The organism is Cohnella pontilimi, assembly GCF_005049045.1.
Taxonomy (GTDB): domain Bacteria; phylum Bacillota; class Bacilli; order Paenibacillales; family Paenibacillaceae; genus Cohnella; species Cohnella pontilimi.
Window position 1 is genome coordinate 284,456 of record NZ_SUPK01000002.1, and the last position, 15,953, is coordinate 300,408.

Below are 15,953 nucleotides of genomic sequence, written 5' to 3' on the forward strand. Positions count from 1 at the left end.
CTGTCAAGGATTTTCCTTAGAAACATCGGCTGTACCGGGTTTCGGGTTCTCGGATTCGGCTTTGGCCATCTCCGCCAGCTTCTGCAGCATAATATGCTGCGGCATATGCATCAAGTGCTCCAACGGCACCTTCATGAACGCGGCAAGCTTCACAGCCGTTTCCGCCGATATGGGCAAGCGATTCATCTGCAGTCGCCTCCTTCCAAACGCAGTAGAGCCGATATACAGCTTACCACACGCCGGCCTGCATCGCCAAGGAGCGGAAACCTCGATTACGGAATATATCGCACGCCGTACCGGCCGCGCCGAGAGCGGAAAACTTCGATCTCCCGAGGCAAGTCCACCCCGTAAAGCCAACCGTCATGCTCCATGCGCCGCACGAGACAGCCGGCTTGGAACTTGCTGTCGTACAGCCGCAGCCAATAGACCCATCTCATTTCTTACCCTCCGGAAAGTCTTTATCTGTAGAATACGCCCTCCGGCACGATTTGAAACGTCAGGCAAACAAAAAACCGCGCAAGGACGGAATGTTCTCCGTCGCTTGCGCAGTTGGGGACTCAACCTGCGGGTACAGCTTCTGCCTGTACGCTATCCATCGGTTTGGCAGGACCGTACACGTCGTCGAACACGCCTTCCAGCGGTCCGTCCGGGTTCAATTTGATTTTTTGCAGCACGTCGTTGCCCTTCGTCTCCAAATCCTGAAGCGCTTGTTTCACCGACTTCTGGCCTTGGAAAACGGACATATAGGCGTTATTCACGAGCTGCTGCATCATGTTCAAGTTCGGTCTTTCACGGTACAGCTTCTGATCATTCAGAGAGCTGCCCATCCACGGAGCCGGTTTCAGCTGAGTGAAGGCCTTCACATTGTAGTGCATACCTTCCCTCTCCTTGATGAATTCGGTCCGGGACGGCATTTCATAGGTGCTGCGGGACTTGAATTTCGCCCATTCTTTGCCGTTCATAAATTTCACGAATTCCCAAGCGTCATCCTGATTTTGCGCTTTCGAATTGATTCCGGCCAGCGAGTTGAACGAGTAGCTGCCGCCGACGCCCGGAACGGTTGCGTGCACGGGCATCGTCACCACATCCCAGTCCAGCTTTTTCATCTTCAGCTTGTCGGCGTTGTCGTTGAACTGCTGAATCTGATTAATCATGCCGTAATCTCCAAGCGTCATCGCAACACGGCCGTTCAGGAACAGCTGCCCTTGGAACGGGTTGTACTGAGCACGGTCGGTCATCGGCTGATCCACGTTCATATCTTGTTGCCGCGGGAACACATGCGCTTTATACAAGTCATAAATCGTGCTCCAGGCTTTTTCCCATTGCGGACTGTTCACGAGCATTTTTTCGGCTTTATCATCGAAAATTTTCAGTTCCAGCGGGGCGACATAGTTTTGAATATCCCAGAAATTTTCGCCCGAACCTCCCCATTGGTTAAAAGAAAACCCGAAAATGGCGTCTTTGCCGCTGCCTTTGGTCAACTGCTTCGCCTTGTTGAAAACATCGTCCCAAGTCATCCCGTCCGCGGGAAGCGTAACCCCAGTATCTTGAAAAATCTTCTTATTGTAATAGAGCGCGGTCGGCATGAAGGTCGGCGTGAGCGCGTAAATGTTGTTGTTTCCCGCATCCCGGATCGCGTCGATGACGGAGGGAACGAATTCCGCCGTATCGATTTTGTCTTCCTTCAGCATCGGGTCGAGCGGCTTCAGCAGATTCTCGTTCGCGAACGTAGACAGCATGTTCATGTCGAAAATCATCACGTCCACCGGATTGGACCCGGTCATGATCGCTTTTGCTTTCTCCAGCGGATCGGGCTGCTTCTGGCGGCCGTTCTTGTCCTGCGGTTCGAATTGCTGCTCACTCCAATCAATTGCAGGCACAACTTCGATATCGATCCCTTCATGCGTCAGTTCGAACATGTCGGTAAATTGCTGCCGGAACCACGTTTCATCTTGTTTGCTGCCGTACAGGGTGCCAATTTTCAACGTGCGGCGGTTGGCCGGATCGTTGAGATCTTTTTTGGTACTGCATGCTGCCAGCAGCGGGAACAGCAGGGATAAGGCAAGGCCAATCAGCATCCAACGGTGGATCCCATTCTTGGGTTTGTTCATTCGGTTTTTTCCCCCTCCAATAATTTCGGTGCGCGAATAATAATTTTGTCTCCATCAATCTCCATGCTTGCCTTGTCGGCGATGGACAGCGCCTGCAAATATTCTTTGGGAACCTGCAAGCGGCCGACCCGGTCGACGACCACGAACGCTTCATGCACCTCCTCCAATGACTCCCCTTGCACAAACGGCTTGGACAGGTCCAGATTCGGATTGCGCTTGATGAATTCCGTGCTGGTCAATCCGTCCCGGATCGCGACGACCCGGTCGACTTTGCCGGCGAGCGACAAATCATGGGTGACGATGACGATGGTCAATCCCAATTCCCGATTAAACTTTCGAAAAATGTCCATGATCATATCCGACGTACGGGTATCGACCGAACCGGTCGGTTCGTCGGCCAGCAGCAGCTGCGGTTTGTTGGCGAGCGAGATCGCGATGGCGACCCGCTGCTGTTCGCCGCCGGACAACTGCTGGAGCTTGTTGTGCATCCGATCTTTCAAGCCGACCCACTCGAGCAGCTGCTTGGCGTAATGGCGGTCCAGCTTGCCGGAGAACATCATCGGCATTTCTACGTTTTCGAGCGCCGTAAGAAAAGGCAGCAAGTTTCGCGCGTTGTTTTGCCATATGAATCCGACAGTATCGCGTTTGTACTTGACCAGATCTTCATCGCTGGCCTTCAGCAGATTCCACGGCCCGACGGTGACTTGCCCCGCAGAAGGCCGGTCGAGTCCGCCTAATATATTCAGAAGAGTCGACTTGCCGCTGCCGCTGTTGCCGATGATGGCCATCATTTCGCCGGCTTTCACGGAGAGATTCAGACCTTGGAGCGCCACCACCTCGAGATCGTCGGTCTTGTAAATTTTCACGAGTCCTTCGCAATCGATCACGGTTTATCGCTCCTCTCCCAGCTTCACGGCCTGATGCACGCGGAGTCTGCGAATATGGCCGACCAGCAGGCCGGCGCCGATCGCCATCATCACGCCGACTACGCTGTATAGACGAATCGTATCGATCGCCGAGAATACCACGTGGAACGGCGGAACCTGCCGGCTCGTATTGTCGGTGGTCTGGAGGAACGGCAAAAATAACAAGCTGGTGATTTTCCCGATCATGATACCGAGCGCAATCGAGAGTCCCGCGGTAAATATTTGCTCGAGCAGCAGCATGCCGGTCAATTGCTTTCGGGAAAGCCCCATGGCCCGCAAGATCCCGATCTGCACGATCCGCCCGGACAAATTGAAAAACCAATACAACACGTAACCGGACAGAGAGACGATCACCGTCACGAGGAAACCGAGGCTCAGGATGCCGAATACGCCGCCCCGTGCCGGATGTTTGCTCTGCGTAATGAGCTCGCTTCTCATATCGGCGATTTCGGCGATTTCGACGCCCTTGCTCTGCAGCACCGGGATGATCGGCGCCGTCTTCGCCTCCGGCTCCATCTTGAGCCAAACGTCATAAGGAATGAGCGGCACTTGATCGTAAATGTAATCGAGATTGGCGATCAGGAACGGCGACTGGTCGGGATATTGGCTCGGCCAGTACGGCAATATGCCGATGATGACGAATTCGAGTGATTGGTCCTGAAGCGCAGCCTCGACTTTATCGCCCGGCTTCAAATCGAATTTTTTGGCGATATTGGAGGAGATCAAAGCGCCCTCCGGCACTTGTCCGAGCCACGCCAAATACTTGTACGGGCTCGCCGGATACATGTCTTTGCGAAGCCAGGCGACCCTGGCGAAATCCGCGTTGTCCATGCCCATCACAATGCCTTGCCCCGCCGTCTTGCCCGAAACGACCAAGCTCGTCTTCGCTTGGAGCACACGGGCCGCGTGTTTGACGCCCGGCAGCGTGCGGAACACCTCGAACGGCGGTTCGCTGTAATGCATCGTGCCGGTGGGCGGGCGGCTTTGCTGTCCTCCGCCTCCCGGATTCCCTCCACCGCCTCCGTTGCCGCTGCCGGAACCTCCGCTCCCGCCTCCGCCTCCGTTTTGCGGCTGCCCGGCCGATTTCACTTCCATTTGGCCTTCCCACACCGTCTTCACCACGACGTCGGAGCCGAATTTGTAGAGAATCCGTTCTTCCGAATTGAGGCCGATCGTTCGGGCAGCCGAGGAGTTGTATACTCCGAGGCCAAGCGTCAAGATGAGCAAAATCATGAGCGGATAGTACGAGTTGGCCGAACGGGACAACTGCGTGACGGTCAAGTAGACCGGAACGGGCAAAAACTTTTTCCCTATCGCGTTCACGAGCTTGAGCAGCAGCGGGAACAACCGGAGGAACACAAGTCCCGCCGCAAATATCGTCAGCGCCGGCACGAAGAACAGGAACGGCTGCACATTCAATTGATCCGTCGTCATGCCGGTTTTGAAGGACACCATTTGGCGTTCGTTGAACAAATACCAGCCGTAAGCTGCCACACCAAGGAGCGCCACATCGAGGAACCATTTTTGCCAAAACGGGCTTTTCTCCGTCCGCGCCATTTTCCGCTTGTAATCGACGATGGATGTGCGGGTGAATACGAGCGCCGGGATTACGGCAGCCAGAATGGCGACCACGACAGCCGCCAATCCCGCCAAGGCTCCGTCTGTCGAGAAGCCGACGGGAATCGCTTTGCGGTTGACGAATTCGAGAAAACCGTTGGCCGAGCCGATGCTCTTGGCCATAAACCATCCGAGGAACGGCCCGGTCAAAAGGGCTGCACCGCCGAGCAGAACGCCTTCGAGCAGGAACAGCACGAATATTTGCCGGGTGCTCGCCCCTCTGCTCCGCAGCACCGCGATGTCCGAGCGCTGCTTCTCCAGCGCTTGCCGGGAGTTCATCATAATAAAGTAAAACACCATCGCGATCATCGGCGCCGCCAGAGTGAACAGCAAAGTCTGCAATTGGAGGCTGCTCCTCCGGAACTCCGAAAGCATATCGGCGAACGAGATTTCCAACCGCGTATCGTTCAGCCGCTTATAGACTTCGATGTCGATTCGGCTGAGCACGCCAGCCAGCGGCGAAAGCTGGCTCGTCTTGATTTCTCTCAGGTCATACGCCGTGTACCAGTCGGCCCTGAGCAGCGGAATTTTGCGTTTCACTCCGAGGTCGTCGACCAGCACGGAATCCGCGATAAACAGCGTGTTCATGAGCGGGTCCAAGCCTTGGTACCAATAGGGGCTTGCCGGGTTTTTCGGCTTGAACGATCCGACGATCTGCACCCGAAGCGTTTCGTTCGAACCGCCGAACAGCGGGTACAGCAGCACGTCTCCGACGTGCAAATCGTTGCGGAACATCGCTTCTTCCATCATGACGGCTTTCAGCGTACCGTCCGGTTCCGCTTGATCCGGATACCACACGCCGCCCGCCTGTTCCGCCTGTTCCTTCAAACCGCTGAAGGCGGCCAATTGCATTTTGCGGGTGCGGCTGGCGTCGACCTTCGCCGGATCCTCCGGCATCACTTCCGTCATACGAATCGTCAGGCTTCGCTGGGCGGCTTCGGCCGGGAACCTCACGTTACGGGGAACATCCGTCTGAATGTATTGATCCACGTCTCGAAAACCGTTCCAATCCGTCTTCCCGCTTGCGGACTGATAGCGGATAAGCATCGCGCCGGCCGGCAAGCCTTGACTGTTGTCTTGCAGAGATTTGGCGACTACCCGCTTAAGCGCGCCGTCGGCGTAAATCGGTATGCTCGTGGTGAACGCGACCGCCACAAGCAGTCCCGCCAGCGTGCTGAGCGTCAGCCAGCGGGTATTCCACATTTTGCGGAAAAGAAACCGGATCAGCGCATTCATTGTTTACCGACCTACCACTTTCTGCCCCGGCGTCAATCCCTGCAAAATTTCCGCTTCCGTCGGCGTCTGCTGTCCCACTTCGACGTCCACTTCCCGTTTGCTGCCGTCCGCTTCTATGACCTGCACGTAGGTGCGGCCGCTAATGGAACGAAGCGCGGCCAACGGAATGACGACGGCGTTATTTTTGCGGCTCAAGATGACGGACGCGGTCAAGTTCGTCCCGCGTTCCACCGTTTTCGGCAAATTCGGCACCTCCACCATCATGTACTGCTCAACACGAGGTCCGGGGTTGCCTCCGGGCACGCCGCCTCCGTTGCCGTTGCCGTTATCCGCTTCCGGTAACGGAAGCTGCTTCACTTTCCCTTTAAGCGGGTCCAAACCGTTAATCGATACTTCGACCTCCATGCCGGGCGTCACTTTCTCCAGATCTTCCTTGGATAAGCTCGCGCCTACGGCCAACCGGCTCGGATCAGCCAACACGCAGATCGGATCATACGCCTTGATCTGCGCGCCTTCCTGCACCGATACGGAAACGACGGTTCCGCTAAAAGGAGCGGTAAGCGTAGCCTTGGCGATATCCGCTTGCATGTCGCTGAGCTTCTGACGCTGCTCTTCGAAGCCCAGCATCTGGGTTTCGAAATCGATCGGATCCATTTCATCTTTTTTTCGCAGCAGATCTTTGATTTGCAGCTCCTGCTTTTTCATCGACAGCTGTTCCGAGCGCAGCATTTTTTGCATATCTTCCACGTCCAGCTCGGCAATCGGCTGCCCGGCTTTCACTTTATCGCCGGCATGTATGTATATTTTTTTCAGTCTTTTTCCGTCGAGCGTGAAATACAGCGTTTTTTCCTGCAGGGACAATATTTTACCGGACCCTGACACTTTGGTTTCCAGCGTCTTGGTCGTCACTTCATATTCCGGCTTCTTCGAAATTTGTGGAAGCTGGATCGCCGACAAGTCCTCCTCTGCCGGTTCGTTCGGCAGAAGCGAGCAGCCGGATAACGCGAGCGACAGCGCGACCGCCGCCAGCACGCCCTTCGTTCTCACGCCCTCCCGGCGTTTGCCTTCCGGCTTATCGGTTTGCGACGAATACGCCGTCCACCATTTCGTACACATGGTCTGCTACCTCCAGAATTGTGGGATCGTGTGTGGTCATGCAGATCGTGACGTTCTCCCGGGCCACGATTTCCCGGAATACCGCCATGACCTGCGCCGCCATCTGGCTGTCCAATTCCGCCGTCGGCTCGTCCGCGAGCAGCAGACTCGGGCGGTGTGCGATCGCCTTGGCGATGGCTACCCGCTGCTGCTCACCGCCGGACAGCTCGAAAGGCCGGTGGTGCATCCGCTTGCCGAGGCCGACAAGCTCAAGGCACGAGGTGACGCGGGCTTTCCATTCGCTGCGGGGCAGGCCGGCCATGCGGAGCGACAGTTCGACATTCTCGTAAGCGGACAGAAGAGGCATGAGGGCAAAAGCTTGAAAAATAAAGCCGATATCTCGTCTCCGCACTTCGGTGCGGCGGTCGTCATTCCAATCGTGAAACGGACGGCCCCGAAAATGGATCGTGCCTTTCGTCGGCGTATCCAGACCGCCCATCAAGTTCATCAGCGTCGTTTTGCCCGAACCGGAGCGTCCTCTGAGCATGATCAGCTGCCGAGGATACAGATCCAGATCGATTCCTTTCAGCACGCGGAGCTTCGCGGCCCCTACATCGAAGGAACGCTCGACGCCGCGCACGGAAAGCAGCGGCTCGGCCGGCTCTTGATCGAACACCGGCTGTGCCGGCGATCCGGCATGCTCTTCCGCAGACTCCGCAGAAGGCTCTTCATCCTGCCACAGCTCTTGCGGCTGCTCAGCCTTCGGCACTGCGGGCGCCTTCTTGCGGCGCAACCAAGCAGGCATCTGATTTCCTCCCTTTCCTTCGTCTTCCAACTTAATAACGACGCGGCTCTCGAAAAAGTTACGGAATAGATGAGAACTTTATCATTTTTTTAGAATTGGGCGGAAACCAGGCGGAACGCTTCATTCCCTCTTTATAAGAAGCTCGTTTTTTGTGTATGATGGTGAGATAGAATGTTTCAGGTGAAACTCCAAATTTACTCGAGGCAGGTTGATCGGTTTGGAAACGAATGCGTCCTCATCCAACTTCATTAAAAACATCATCACGGAAGACGTGGAATCCGGAAAAGTGAAAGAAGTGGTCACCCGCTTCCCGCCGGAGCCGAACGGCTATCTTCACATCGGACATGCGAAGTCGATTTGGCTCAACTTCACGATGGCCGACGAATTTGGCGGCCGCACCAATTTACGGTTCGACGACACGAACCCCGTCAAGGAAGACATCGAATATGTCGAATCGATCAAGCGGGATGTGCAATGGCTCGGCTTCAAATGGGACGGGCTGTTTTTCGCATCCGATTATTTCGGGAAAATGTACGAGCGCGCCCAGCTTCTGATCCGCAAAGGCTTGGCCTATGTCGACGATCAAACCGCCGATCAAATCCGCGAAACCCGCGGTACGCTGACGGAGCCGGGGAAGCCGAGCCCGTGGCGCGACCGCCCGGTCGAAGAGAATCTCGACCTGTTCCGCCGCATGAAAGAAGGCGAATTCCCGGACGGCTCCAAAGTGCTGCGTGCCAAAATCGACATGGCCTCGCCGAACATCAACATGCGGGACCCGGTGCTATACCGGATCTTGCACGCTCATCATCACAATACCGGCGACGAATGGTGCATCTACCCGATGTACGCCTACGCACATCCGCTGGAAGACGCCATCGAAGGCGTTACCCATTCGATCTGCACGACCGAATTCGAAGACCAGCGTCCGTTCTATGATTGGGTGGTCAGGGAGTGCGAGATGCCGAACGTGCCGCGCCAATACGAGTTCGGCCGTCTCAACCTCACCAACACCGTGACGAGTAAAAGGAAACTGAGAGCGCTCGTCGAGGAAAAAGTGGTCGACGGCTGGGACGATCCGCGCATGCCGACCGTTTCGGGCCTTCGCCGCAAAGGATACACACCAGAAGCGATTCGGGAATTCATGGCCGCGACAGGTGTCTCCAAAGGCTATGGCGAAGTGGATCAGCGTATGCTGGAACACTACATCCGGGAGGATCTGAAGCTGAGGGCGTTGCGTACGATGGCGGTGCTGGACCCGCTCAAGGTCGTCATCACCAACTATCCGGAAGGACAGTCGGAAATGCTCGATATCGAGAATAACTCCGAAAATCCGGACATGGGGACCCGCCAGATTCCGTTCTCCCGGGAAATTTACATCGAACGCGAGGACTTCATGGAGAATCCGCCGGCCAAATACTTCCGCCTGTTCCCGGGCAACGAGGTGCGGCTCAAATCGGCGTATTTCATCAAGTGCGAAGAGGTCGTCAAGGATGCCGACGGCAACGTAATCGAGCTTCGCTGCACATACGATCCCGAGACGAAAAGCGGCTCCGGATTCACCGGCCGCAAGGTGAAAGGCACGATTCACTGGGTAGACGCGATGCAGGCGGTTCCCGCCGAATTCCGGCTGTATGAGCCGCTCTTCACCGCTGACTTGGAAGAAGAAGGAGCCCTGAATCCGAATTCGCTGCAGCTGCTGCAAGGCTTCGTCGAACCCGGCATGAAAGAAGCTCGGGCCGGCGACAAGTTCCAGTTTTTCCGCCACGGGTACTTCAATGTCGATCCCAAGGATTCGGCTCCCGGCCGGATCGTGTTTAACCGCATCGTCTCCCTCAAAAGCTCGTTCGAAGTGTAGAAAGCTGATACCTGTGCGCTCCTGATCCGCAGCCTCGCGGCTTCAGGAGCCTGTAATTTAGATGGTTATAAGGAGTTTACACGACATGGAACGAAATGCATGGAAATATATCGTGCTGCTGTCGCTTCTTTTAACGGCAGGATGCAGCTGGTTTCCCGGCGCCGGGAACAATCCGGACGCCGTTTCCTCCACCACGCCACCCCCCTTGCCATCTCCTTCTCCTTCTCCTTCTCCTTCTCCTCAAAACGACATCTCCAAGCAGATTCGCTCCATGTCACTCGAAGAGAAAGTCGGCCAAATGATGCTGGCAGGCGTAAAGGGAACCGTCTTGGACGAATCAGCGAAGACGATGATTCGAAACGATCATGTCGGCGGCATTATTTTGTTTAAAGAGAATGTCTCCGGTTTGCGTGCCTCTACCGCATTGATTAACGGGCTGAAAAAGGCGAATGCGGGCAATCCTGTCCCCTTGTTTATGAGCGTCGACCAGGAAGGAGGCCGGGTAACGCGGCTGCCGAATGATTTCTTGCCCATGCCGGCCAATGCCGTTGTCGGACGGACGAAAGACACAGGATTGGCCGAACAGATGGGCGCTCTTATCGCGAAACAATTGAAACTGCTCGGATTTAACGTAGATTTCGCACCTGTGCTTGATGTCAACAGCAACCCCAACAATCCCGTGATCGGTGATCGGGCTTTCGGCTCCACAGCGACGCTCGTGAAAAATATGGGTTTGGCGGAGATATCGGGCCTCCGCTCCGGAGGCATCATTCCCGTCGTCAAGCATTTCCCCGGTCACGGCGATACATCCGTGGACTCCCATCTGGAACTGCCTGTCGTCCGCAAAACCGCCGCACAGCTCGAACAGATGGAGTGGGTGCCTTTTAAGGCAGCTATCGACGCCCATATCGAAGCCGTCATGGTTGCGCACATCCTCTTCCCTCTGATTGATCCGGACGCCCCCGCATCATTTTCCAAAGTCATCATCGGAGAGCAGTTGCGGGGCAAACTTGGATTTCATGGTGTCGTCATCACCGACGACTTTACGATGGGAGCCATTGCCGATAACTACGGCATTGCGGATGCCGCGGTGCGATCCGTCCAGGCTGGAACCGACATCATACTCGTCGCGCACGGATACGACAACGCGCATGAGGTGTACGAGGCTTTGCTGCAAAGCGTTCGCAGCGGACGCATTTCGGAATCCCGAATCGACGAAAGTGTCGCCCGGATCCTCCAGCTCAAACAGAAATATCGTTTGTCTGACAAAATCTCACCCATTCCAACGCCTTCGGACTTGCCGAATGATGAAATACGCCGCTGGCTGCAATCGGTGAAGGGCCGTTAACTCCTCATCGCGAGAGCGTTGCCGGAGGAATACCTTCGGAGCCCGGCTTTAAACAACAGCGCTCCGCCCACCCCCAGCAGCAAAGTGACTCCGATCGACCAGCCCGCGAAAACCGGGTCGAAGCTGCGCAGCAGTCCGATCGGCATGTAGCTGATGAAGCCGGCCGGTACGATCGTGAACAGCGCAATTCGTGTCAATCCCTTGAAAATATCGGACGGGTACGTCGACAGCGCCAGGAAAGAGTTGAACACTTGGCCGGCGATGCCTTCCGAATTGCCGACATAGAAAGCGAAACATCCGGCGATCACCATGACCGAGATATAGAGGCATCCTGATATCAAGAGCCCCGCAGCAAACGCCAGAGCACCGGTGAAGGTGTGGTTTCCGACCATGGCATAGATCACGATCCCGAACACAAAATCTCCCGCGGCGGTCACCGACATCCGGCTCGCCAGCACGTTCAGCAGCACGGGTTTAGGCTGCGACATATAAACGTCCAGTTGGCCGGATGAGACGATCGCGGCGATACGAGGGAAATTGCCGAACAATACGCACGCCCACCCGAAGCCTCCCGAACCGACCGCCCATAACATCATCACATCTTCCAGACGCCAGCCGTGAATGACCGGAAAACGATGAAAAAACAAGCTCCAGAAAAACAGCCACATCAAGTTGTTGATGAACATCATGCCCGCCAAAAGAAAAAAGCTGGTCCGGTATTCCAGCGCCGACGCCAGGTTCACCTTCCAACAGGTCAGCAGAAAACGAATGACCGATCCGAATTTACCCGCCATTGACATGGAGCTTTTTCACCCCTCTCCGATATACCTCGGTAACCAGCACACCCAACAAAGCCGTCCAAGCCAGTTGAACGCCGAGCTGCGCCGCAAGATTCGCGCCTTCGGAATTCACCGCCGTGCGGGCGGGAAAATAAAGAACGGCCTGAAAAGGAAGCCAGGCGCATACGCGCTGGAGCCATTCCGGCATGAGGTCGATCGGCAGCAGCATGCCCCCCACCGTGAATTGCAGCTTCTGCAGCACGAAATCCAACCCGCGTACTTCTTCCACCCAGAAGGCGCACAACGCCACGACGGCTTTCAGCAAAAAATCGACGGTCAGCGCCCCAATGCTCAGCACCGCCAAACCGAGCCAGCCGAACCCGAACGAAGGCGCACCGACGAAAGGCCAAGCGATTGCACTGCCCACGCCCAAATGAATGACGAAACGAAAGAGGGCTTCCGACAAGTACGACGCATAGTGGTAAGCCAAATAAGAGAACGGCCGGGTGAGCCGCACGGCGATATCCCCGTTTTTCACTTCCTCCTCGATCCTTGCGCACAGCGGCGGACCGGCCATCGTCAGCGCTTCGGTGAACACGAGGTACCATACGATTTGTTTGAGCGTGAACCCGCCGACAACCTCTGAACCTTCCCCGTCGTACGCCGTGCTCCACAATTGAACGAATACGAACAAAATCAGCAATAAAAACAGGGAGCGGAAAACAAAGTCCGCTTTATACGCCAATTGCTGCCTCAGCGTAATTTGCGCGACTGCGCCGGTTTTCCGCACCGCCGCCTTCCATCGGAATGCCGTACCGTTCATGTCGTCACCTCCTCCGGTTTCCGCATCCTGTAAAGGTGCTGAATAATTTCCTCCAGCGGCGGGTCTTCCACCGAAACGTCCTCGATGCGGATCCGGCCGATTAGCAGCCTTAATACCTGTTCGATGCCCGTTCGTTTCAAATCGACCGATACCCGGTAACGGCGTCCGTTCTTTTCCGTGACCTCGGCGCCTTCCGCACCCCGCAGCTCCAGCGGATCGGCGCCTTCCGGCAGCGTCAGCCAAATCGTTTTGCGATTCAGCACTTCCCGCTTCAGCTTCTCGACCGGTTCATCGAGGAGAATGCCGCCGTGGTGGATAACGACCGCTCTGGAGCAAAGCTGCTCCACATCTCCCGCATCGTGCGAAGTGAGAAAAACCGTCGTCCCTTCCGTGCGGTTGCGTTCGCGGATCAGCTCCCGGATTCTCTGTTTCACGACCGCATCCAAGCCGATGGTCGGTTCGTCGAGAAACAACAGCCGCGGCCTGTGCAGCATGGACGCCGCGATCTCGCAGCGCATCCTCTCGCCAAGAGACAGCTTGCGTACCGGCGTGTTCATGTACGGCCCGATTTCAAATCGATCCACCAGATCCCGCTTGCGGGTCAGGTAATCACCGCGGGTTAATTCGTAGATCCGGCTGATCAAATCGAACGTGTCCACAGGCGGCAAATGATACCACAGCTGCGACTTCTGGCCGAACACGGTGCCGATGCGGTAAGCCAGGGCATTCCTTTCCTTCCAGGGAACGAACCCGAGCACCTTGGCTTCCCCCGCGGTCGGATGCATAATGCCGGTGAGCATTTTGATGGTCGTTGATTTTCCGGCTCCGTTGGGACCGAGGAACGCAACCGTTTCGCCGGCTTCCACCGTCAGATCGATGCGCTTCACTGCTTCTTTCGTTTCCCATTCCGGCCTCATCAGCGCCCGGAAACTGCCGGCGAGACCGGCCTGCTTGCGTTTGACCTTGAACGTCTTGGACAATGCTCTCGTATGCAGCGCGATCATCCGATCTCCTCCCATGTGATCTGCGGTGCGCTAAAGCAAAAAAGACCTTCGCCAAGCACCGCCGTTGAATGGCGGAACTTGCCGAAGGTCTTTTATCCCTACGGTGTGGCGCATCTGCAGCACCTGGTTTCGCTCGGTTCGCCCCAGGCGTCGGAACGCTTGGTCGGATCCCTAGAAACCCTTCCGTTTGATGTAATATATTACACCCGGAATTTGGCAATGACAAGCAAAAGATTTAGCGAACCTCCACTTTCGTTCGGCGGTACAAGGTGGCGCCGATCATGTAAGCGATGGCTCCCCAAAGAGCGAGTACCCCGATGCCGAACCAGAAGTCCGAGGTCACGAGGCCCTCGCCGTAAACCATGCCGTCCCGCAATCCTTCTACAAAGTAAGTCAGCGGGATGGCGCTCGTGACCGACTGCAGCCAGTCCGGCAGGCTGTTCACCGGGAAGAAAATGCCCGAAATGAACATCATCAGAAAGCTGGCTATGTTGGCGACACCCATATAGGCTTCCAAAGACTTGCTGAAGGATGAAATCAAATAACCGATCGCGTTAAAGGCCAGACTGCCGATGAAGAATGCAACGATCAGCGTGGCGATATCGAGGTGGAGATGTGCACCGAAACCATAGACGCCGATTACAGTGAGAACGGCGATCTGGACGACGCCCAGTACGAATCTCACCAGCATGCTCGCGAGTCCGAGCAGCCCCATGCGCACCGGAGTCATGCGCAGGCGCTTCAGCAATCCTTTGCGACGCATTTCCACCAGATCCACCATCCCGAACAACCCGCCCTGCGCGATGGCGAGAGCGATCATCCCGGTCATCAGGAAATCAACGGAACTCAAATCCTCGCTGCCGGAAGTGATAGAGTCCGTTTCGAGCTTAAAGGCCGGCGTGATCCCTGCCTTCTGAAAATTGGCCTGCGTGACGAAATGATCCAAAATCCCCCGGAGCGCCTGCGAGGTGGCGCTGGTTTCATTCTCCCTATTCACGATCAGCTTGATGGATTGCGCCTGTCCGTTATCCGGCAGCACAATGACGCCGTCCACATCTTTGTTCTTAATCAAGCTGTCGGCTTGTTCTTGAGATACCGGTTCCTCCGACTGCCACGTAAAGACCGGTATTTGCTTGAGGCCTTGATACATGCCTTCCGCCGCTTGGCTTTGTTCGGGTTTGACCACGGCTACCTTCGCTTTGAATGCTTTGTCGCTTCCGCCGCCGAAAATCAGAATGAATATCGACATTAAAATGATCGGAAAAAACAAGTTCCAAAACCAAACCTGCTTCTCCCGGAACATCATTTTGATGTTGGCCGAGAACAGTTTGCCGAATTGTTTTCCTTGGCTCATGTCAGTCCCTCCATTCCTTGCCGGTGAAGGCGATAAATACGTCCTCCAGGCTCATTTCGCGGATCGAGACCTGCTCCACGCGGAACCCCTGCTCCTTGGTGAACCCGAACAGACCGTACAGCGTTTCCTCCGGTTGTATCGACCAGAGGGCGAGAGACGAGCCGTCTCTTGCCGTGCGCACCACCGTCGGCTGCGCTTGAAGAGCGGATTCCGCGGCGGCTGCCGCCTCTTCCCCGTCGAGGAACGATAAGCGAACTTCCCGTTCCTTCGTGAGTCTATCAATCAGCGCCCCAGGGGTATCCAAGGTGACGACCCGGCCTTGATCGACAATGCAAACCCTGTCGCTGAGCTTCTCGGCTTCTTCCATGTAATGTGTCGTAAGGATGGTGGTTTTCCCCATCGCTTTCAAGTTTAGAATGATGTCCCAAATGTTCCGCCGGGCCTGAGGATCCAAGCCGGTCGTCGGCTCATCCAGAAAAATGATGTCGGGATCGTTGATCATGCCCAGACCGATCGCGAGCCGCTGGCGCTGTCCGCCGGAAAGCGATTTGACGCGTTTTTTCCTGTGATCCGTGAGGTTGATCATTTCCAGCACTTCCGCCGAGCTTTTGGACTTCGGATAGAAAGCCGCGAACAGCTCCAACGTTTCCTCTACCGTCAACAGGTCGAACATGGCGCCCGATTGCGGCTGCACGCCGATGCGGATTTTGATCCGATCCGCGTCCTTGGCCCATGTGAGGCCGTCGATCGAAATTGACCCCGCATCCGGGGTTTGAAGCCCTTCGATCATCTCCAAGGTGGTCGTTTTTCCCGCCCCGTTAGGGCCGATAATCGTGAACACTTCCCCCGGCCGCACATCAAAACTGATGTCGTCGACCGCGGTGACGGTTCCGAACGTTTTGCGTAAACCGCGAACCTGCAAAATGGACATCGTTTCCTCTCCTTTTTCCAACCTTTCCCTATCTATTGTAACTTCATCGTCAAGGGGGCACTTCGGTCC

Annotated in this window: 14 protein-coding genes; 2 read left to right on the forward strand and 12 right to left on the reverse strand. The window is 55.9% G+C overall.

All coding sequences use genetic code 11. The features are described from left to right. Positions 1-3: 3 nt before the first annotated feature. The 7 genes from E5161_RS05435 to E5161_RS05460 all read right to left on the reverse strand — a co-directional run bounded on the left by E5161_RS05435 (position 4) and on the right by E5161_RS05460 (position 7,790). Positions 4-186, reverse strand: a complete 183-nt coding sequence (locus E5161_RS05435) for a YycC family protein (RefSeq protein WP_136776697.1) — start codon at positions 184-186, stop codon at positions 4-6. Positions 187-272: 86 nt separating this feature from the next. Next, positions 273-437: a hypothetical protein gene (locus E5161_RS20690; RefSeq protein ID WP_169306578.1), complete on the reverse strand. Its 165-nt coding sequence runs from the start codon at positions 435-437 to the stop codon at positions 273-275. A 120-nt stretch (positions 438-557) separates the two neighbouring features. After that, positions 558-2,111 carry an extracellular solute-binding protein gene (locus tag E5161_RS05440; protein WP_246042107.1) on the reverse strand — a complete coding sequence of 518 codons (1,554 nt, stop codon included), beginning with the start codon at positions 2,109-2,111 and terminating at the stop codon, positions 558-560. After that, positions 2,108-2,998, reverse strand: coding sequence for an ABC transporter ATP-binding protein (locus tag E5161_RS05445; protein ID WP_136776698.1), 891 nt, complete (start codon positions 2,996-2,998; stop codon positions 2,108-2,110). Before E5161_RS05445 ends, E5161_RS05440 begins: the two co-directional genes overlap by 4 nt. 3 nt (positions 2,999-3,001) lie before the next feature. Continuing rightward, positions 3,002-5,890, reverse strand: coding sequence for an ABC transporter permease (locus E5161_RS05450; RefSeq protein WP_136776699.1), 2,889 nt, complete (start codon positions 5,888-5,890; stop codon positions 3,002-3,004). A gap of 3 nt (positions 5,891-5,893) precedes the next feature. Next, on the reverse strand, positions 5,894-7,006 hold the full coding sequence (locus E5161_RS05455; protein WP_136776700.1) for an efflux RND transporter periplasmic adaptor subunit: 1,113 nt from the start codon (positions 7,004-7,006) through the stop codon (positions 5,894-5,896). Continuing rightward, positions 6,963-7,790 (reverse strand): ABC transporter ATP-binding protein, encoded by an 828-nt coding sequence (locus E5161_RS05460; protein ID WP_136776701.1) that lies wholly within the window; start codon positions 7,788-7,790, stop codon positions 6,963-6,965. Before E5161_RS05460 ends, E5161_RS05455 begins: the two co-directional genes overlap by 44 nt. A 217-nt stretch (positions 7,791-8,007) precedes the next feature. Here E5161_RS05460 and E5161_RS05465 point away from each other — a divergent pair, with 217 nt between their 5' ends. Both E5161_RS05465 and nagZ read left to right on the forward strand, forming a co-directional pair. Then, the gene (locus tag E5161_RS05465; protein ID WP_425456452.1) at positions 8,008-9,645 is read left to right on the forward strand and encodes a glutamine--tRNA ligase/YqeY domain fusion protein; all 1,638 of its coding nucleotides are present in this window, start codon (positions 8,008-8,010) and stop codon (positions 9,643-9,645) included. A gap of 85 nt (positions 9,646-9,730) precedes the next feature. Beyond that, on the forward strand, positions 9,731-10,993 hold the full coding sequence (gene nagZ, locus E5161_RS05470; RefSeq protein WP_136776703.1) for a beta-N-acetylhexosaminidase: 1,263 nt from the start codon (positions 9,731-9,733) through the stop codon (positions 10,991-10,993). Here the strand turns inward: nagZ and E5161_RS05475 are convergent. The 5 genes from E5161_RS05475 to E5161_RS05495 form a co-directional block, all read right to left on the reverse strand. After that, positions 10,990-11,793 (reverse strand): ABC transporter permease, encoded by an 804-nt coding sequence (locus E5161_RS05475; RefSeq protein WP_246042108.1) that lies wholly within the window; start codon positions 11,791-11,793, stop codon positions 10,990-10,992. The genes nagZ and E5161_RS05475 overlap by 4 nt on opposite strands. Further along, a complete protein-coding gene (locus E5161_RS05480; protein ID WP_136776704.1) occupies positions 11,777-12,595 on the reverse strand; it encodes an ABC transporter permease in 819 nt (272 codons plus the stop codon). The genes E5161_RS05475 and E5161_RS05480 overlap by 17 nt, the downstream gene beginning before the upstream one ends. Further along, positions 12,592-13,599 (reverse strand): ABC transporter ATP-binding protein, encoded by a 1,008-nt coding sequence (locus E5161_RS05485; RefSeq protein ID WP_136776705.1) that lies wholly within the window; start codon positions 13,597-13,599, stop codon positions 12,592-12,594. Before E5161_RS05485 ends, E5161_RS05480 begins: the two co-directional genes overlap by 4 nt. A gap of 235 nt (positions 13,600-13,834) precedes the next feature. Continuing rightward, complete coding sequence (locus tag E5161_RS05490) at positions 13,835-14,953, reverse strand: ABC transporter permease (RefSeq protein ID WP_136776706.1); 1,119 nt, start codon at positions 14,951-14,953, stop codon at positions 13,835-13,837. Between the two features lies 1 nt (position 14,954). Continuing rightward, entirely contained in the window at positions 14,955-15,884 is a 930-nt protein-coding gene (locus E5161_RS05495) for an ABC transporter ATP-binding protein (RefSeq protein ID WP_136776707.1), read from the reverse strand. Positions 15,885-15,953: the final 69 nt, after the last annotated feature.